A 4,762-nucleotide genomic window follows, 5' to 3' on the forward strand; every position below is an offset into this window, starting at 1 on the left:
GGGCGGGGCGGGTGAGAGTCGATTCGGGCACCGGTAGATCCTACCCGCCGGTTAACTACTTACCGGCCACCAGCGTCAGCGGCTTCGACGGCGGCGAGAGCGGGACGCCGTACTTCTGCAGCAGGAACGAGGCGATGTCGTGGAACAGCGGCGCCGCGGACTGGCCGCCGGTGCCGTCAGAGCTCCGGGTGGGCGCGTCCATCATCAGGCCGATGACGAAGCGCGGGTCGTTCGTGGGCGCGACGCCCGCGAAGGTGATGTTGTACAGCGAGTTGGAGTACGCCTTGGTCACCGGGTCGACCTGCTGCGCGGTGCCGGTCTTGCCGCTGATCTGGTAGCCCTCGACCGAGCCCGGCGCGCCGGTGCCCTGCTGGTAGCCCATCGGGTCGCGCTGCAGCGCGGCGCGGAACATGTCGAGCACGGTGCGGGCGGTCTCGGAGCTCATCACGCGGACCGGCTCGGCGCCGGACGCGGGGTTCGCGGCACCGTCGACCTCCTTGATGATGCGCGGCGGGATCCGGACCCCGTCGTTGGCGAGGGCCTGGTACATGCCGGCCATCTGCAGCACCGTCATCGACAGTCCCTGGCCGATCGGCAGGTTGGCGAAGGTGCCGCCCGACCACTGGTTGCGCGCGGGCACGGCGCCGCCGGACTCGCCGGGCAGGCCGACGCCGGTGGAGCGGCCGAGTCCGAAGCGGTCGACGTAGTCGGCGAAGGCGTTCTCGCCGACGCGCTGCGCGAGCATCAGCGTGCCCACGTTCGAGGACTTACCGAAGACGCCGGTCGTGGTGTACGGCTCGGTGCCGTGCGCCCACGCGTCCTTGACGGTGACGCCGGCCATCCGGATCTGCCCCGGGACCTGCAGCACCTCGTCGGGCTTGGTCTTGCCGCCGTCGATCGCGGCCACCGCGGTGATCAGCTTGTTCACCGAGCCCGGCTCGAAGGGCGTGGTCACCGCGAGATTGCCGGTGCGTGCCGAATCGGGCTGATTGTTCATGCCGTGCGACGGGTTGAACGTGTTGTCGACGCCCATCGCCAGCACCTGGCCGGTCTTGGAGTCGAGCACGACGGCCTGCACGCTCTTCGCGCCGGACTTCGCCTTCGCCTGCGCGACGGCCTGCTGGACGAAGAACTGCACGTCGTTGTCGAGCGTGAGCACGACGCGGGCGCCGTTGGCGGCGGGGTGGATGTCGCGGGTGCTGCCGGGGATGATGGCGCCGTCGGAACCGCGGTCGTAGGTGCGCGAGCCGTCCGTGCCGGCGAGGATCGAATCCAGCGAGGACTCGAGGCCGATCAGGCCCTGCCCCTCGAAACCGGTGGTGCCCACGATGTTCGCGGCCAGCGAGCCGCCGGGGTAGTTGCGGATCGACTGCCGCTCGGCGCCGACCTCGGAGTACTCGTCGGTGATCGCCGAGGCCTTGGCCGGGTCGACGCCGCGGGCCAGGTAGACGAAGGTGTCGTTGCCGCGCATCTGCTCGAGCAGCTTCTGCTCGTTCACCGCGTCGCCGAGGACGGAGACGATCTTCTTGGCGATCTGCTGCAGCCGGTCGTCGACGCCGACGGGCGTGACGCCCTTCGCGGCGTCGCCGCCCTCCTTGACCAGCTCGACGTCCTTGTCGTACTTCTCCTGGATCTGCTTGCGCACGGCGACGGGCTGCAGGGTCAGCGACTTGGCCTCCATGGTGAAGGCGATCGGCTGCCCCGCGCGGTCGGTGATCGACCCGCGGACGGCCGGCAGCACCTCCTTGACCTGGCGCTGGCTCTCGGCCTTCGCGGACAGGCCCGGCGCCTGCACGAACTGGACGACGCCCAGCCACACCGCGATGACGGTGAAGACGGCGACGATCACCCAGCCGCCGATGCGGACGCGACCGGTGAAGGCGGTGGATACCTCGGGGGCGCGACCGCCCTTGACGCGGGCGCGAGCGGACTGGTGGCCCGCCTTGGGGGCCGCGCCGCGCTGCGCCCCGGAGCGCGCGGCGGGCCGCGTCTTCGTCGGCTGGCGCTGGGCGCGCGTCACCGGGCCGTCCCCTGGGCCGGCGCCTGCGCGGCCGGGCTAGGGGCGGGGGTCTGCGCCGGAGTCTGGGCGGGTGTCTGGGTGGCCGCCGACGGTGCGGGCGTCGGCGCGTTCACGACGGTCGGGCTGCCGGGGTTCATGGTGACCAATTGTTCCCCGCCCGCCGGGGCAGGCCCGGGATTCCCGGCGACCGGCGTGCCGGAACCGTCGGACGTGGCGCCGCTCGGGTCGCCGGTGCGCTGCGCGGGCGGGTTGAGCGCGGGCTTGGCCGCGCCGGTGGCGGGCGCGGGCTTGCCGACCACGACGACCTTGCCGCCCTCCTTGCCCACCAGGACCGGGACGGTCCCCGCGGGGACCATGCCGAGCGCGGTGGCGCGCTCGGCGAGGCCCGGGGCGCTCTCCCCCGACTTCACGTCGCGCTCGAGGGCCGCCTTCTTCTCGGCCAGCGAGTTGTTCACGGCCTCGCGCTTGCGGAGGTCGTAGGAGTTCTCGGCGCTACCGGTCGAGAGCCACAGCGTCAGGCCCAGTCCGGCGCAGACAAGCGCGATCAAGGCCAGCACGAACGGCACCCGGCGCACCACGCCGGCCGGCCGGGGCAGGCGGGCCAGCAGGCCCGCGGAGGCCGCGCCGTCGCGGTGCCGGCGCAGGGCGCGCTCGGCGGGCGTCTCCCGCAGGGAGCCGCCCGCGTCGAGGACCGCCCGCTGCTGCTCGATGCGCTTCTGCCGCCGGTCCAGCGCGCGCTGCGCCGAACTCGACCGGGGCCGCGAGGTGTCGCGGTCGTCGCGCCGCGCGGGCGCCCGCCGGGTCCGGGTGTCCGGAGTCGACGGTGCCTGGGTCGCGTTCGGTGCGGTCATCGCGCGCTCCTCGTGCTGCGGGTCCGGTCGGTGGGGGTGTCGAGGCGGCGGGCCGCGCGCATGCGCACGGGCGCCGCCCGCTGGTTCTCGGCGATCTCGTCGTCGGTGGCGCGCTCGGCGCCGCGGGTGAGCAGTTCGAAGGTCGCGCCGGTGCCGGGCAACTCGACGGGCAGCCCCGCCGGACTGGTGGACCGGGTGCGTTCGGCCAGCGCGGTCTTGACGATGCGGTCCTCGAGCGACTGATAGCTGAGGAAGACGATGCGACCCTCCGCGGCGAGCGCGTCGAGACCCTGCGGCACCGCGGCCTCCAGGGACGCGAGCTCGGCGTTCACCTCGATCCGCAGCGCCTGGAAGGTGCGCTTGGCGGGATGCCCGCCGGTGCGACGCGCGGGCGCGGGGATCGTGGCGTAGAGCAGTTCGACGAGGCGGCCGCTGGTGGTGAAGGGCTCCTTCTCGCGCTCCTTGAGCACGGCGGAGGCGATCTTGCCCGCGAACCGCTCGTCACCGTAGCGCTGCAGGATCCGCGCGAGGTCGCCGTGGGAGTAGGTGTTGAGGACGTCGGCCGCGGTGAGCGGGTCCTCGACGTTCATCCGCATGTCCAGGGGCGCGTCGACGGAGTAGGCGAAGCCCCGCTCGGCCCGGTCGAGCTGCATGGACGAGACGCCGAGGTCGAACAGGATCGCGTCGACGCCGGGGCCGCCCGCGGCCCGCGAGAGCCCCAGGTCGTCGAGGGCGTCCGCCATCCCGTCGTAGCGGGTGTGGACGGGGTTGAAGCGATCGCCGAACCGGGCCAGTCGCTCGCCGGCGATGGCGTGCGCGTCGGTGTCGCGGTCGAGGCCGACGACGCGGGCGTGCGGGAAGGATTCGAGGATGAGCTCCGAGTGACCGCCGGCGCCGAGGGTCGCGTCGACGTAGACGGCACCGTCGTGCTGCAGCGCCGGGGCGAGGAGCTCACGCACGCGGGTCGCGAGGACCGGCACGTGACCGAAGAACTCGTCGGACATGACTCCTCCAGGGCACACGATGGCGTTCGATGGTTTCTGGCGGATGGAGCGGGGTCCCCGCCCGACCCGTACCTGGCGTTGGGGAAGTACGTCAGGGCCGGTTCGGGCGCAGGCCTCGGTCCACCTCGACCGGGCCGCGCGAGTGCGCGGTTGTCAGAAGATCGCCTTGAGCGATTCGGACTGCGGCTGTGCGTAGTCGTCTTCGTGCTGTGCCTGGTAGTGCTCCCACGCCTCCGCGTCCCAGATCTCCAGGAACCTCCGCGATCCGACGACGACGCATTCCTTGGTCAGGCCTGCGTAGCGACGGTGATCGGCCGAGAGCGAGATCCGACCCTGGGAGTCGGGACGCTGATCGTCCGAGCTGGCGAAGAAGTTGCGGTAGAAGGCGCGTCCCGCGGGGTCGGTCCATTCGATGGCATCCGCCTTCTCGGCGATGCGCTCGAACTCCGCCTTCGGGTACACCGTGAGGCTTCGATCCTGTCCTTTCGTGATCGTCAGCCCACCCGCCAGTTCCTCGCGGTACTTCGCGGGGAGGGTGAGCCGTCCCTTGTCATCGAGCTTCGGCGTGTAGGTACCCGTGAACATCACGGCCACCTCCCGCCTACCCCGAGGGGTTGTCACTGGATCGAGACTTCAGACTAGCGCGTCTTTCTCCAGTGCGCCCCACATTACCCCACCATTCACCACTTTCAACCACATCGCAGCGCGTTTCGCGGCGGATTCTCAGAAACAGCGCAGGTCAGTCGCGTGGCAAGAAGTGGGGGACGCGGCGCGCCCCGGCGTGGCGGACTTCATCACACCCGCGAGATCGCGCGCGATCTGCGCGACTGCTGGGACTCATGAGGCATGAGAAATCACCCGCGGGCGGGCCGTGGGGAGATGTGGGG

At 71.7% G+C, this 4,762-nt stretch carries 4 protein-coding genes; all 4 read right to left on the reverse strand.

The genetic code is table 11. The features are described from left to right. Positions 1–55: 55 nt before the first annotated feature. The 4 genes from LB823_RS23425 to mraZ all read right to left on the reverse strand — a co-directional run bounded on the left by LB823_RS23425 (position 56) and on the right by mraZ (position 4,460). Entirely contained in the window at positions 56–2,020 is a 1,965-nt protein-coding gene (locus LB823_RS23425; protein ID WP_224652142.1) for a penicillin-binding protein 2, read from the reverse strand. Beyond that, on the reverse strand, positions 2,017–2,871 hold the full coding sequence (locus LB823_RS23430) for a hypothetical protein (RefSeq protein ID WP_224652143.1): 855 nt from the start codon (positions 2,869–2,871) through the stop codon (positions 2,017–2,019). Before LB823_RS23430 ends, LB823_RS23425 begins: the two co-directional genes overlap by 4 nt. Beyond that, positions 2,868–3,875, reverse strand: coding sequence for a 16S rRNA (cytosine(1402)-N(4))-methyltransferase RsmH (rsmH, locus tag LB823_RS23435; RefSeq protein WP_224652145.1), 1,008 nt, complete (start codon positions 3,873–3,875; stop codon positions 2,868–2,870). Before rsmH ends, LB823_RS23430 begins: the two co-directional genes overlap by 4 nt. A 153-nt stretch (positions 3,876–4,028) precedes the next feature. Next, positions 4,029–4,460, reverse strand: coding sequence for a division/cell wall cluster transcriptional repressor MraZ (gene mraZ, locus LB823_RS23440; protein WP_068523171.1), 432 nt, complete (start codon positions 4,458–4,460; stop codon positions 4,029–4,031). Between the last annotated feature and the right edge of the window lie 302 nt (positions 4,461–4,762).

The sequence above is a fragment of the Tsukamurella sp. M9C genome (assembly GCF_020169415.1).
GTDB lineage: Bacteria > Actinomycetota > Actinomycetes > Mycobacteriales > Mycobacteriaceae > Tsukamurella.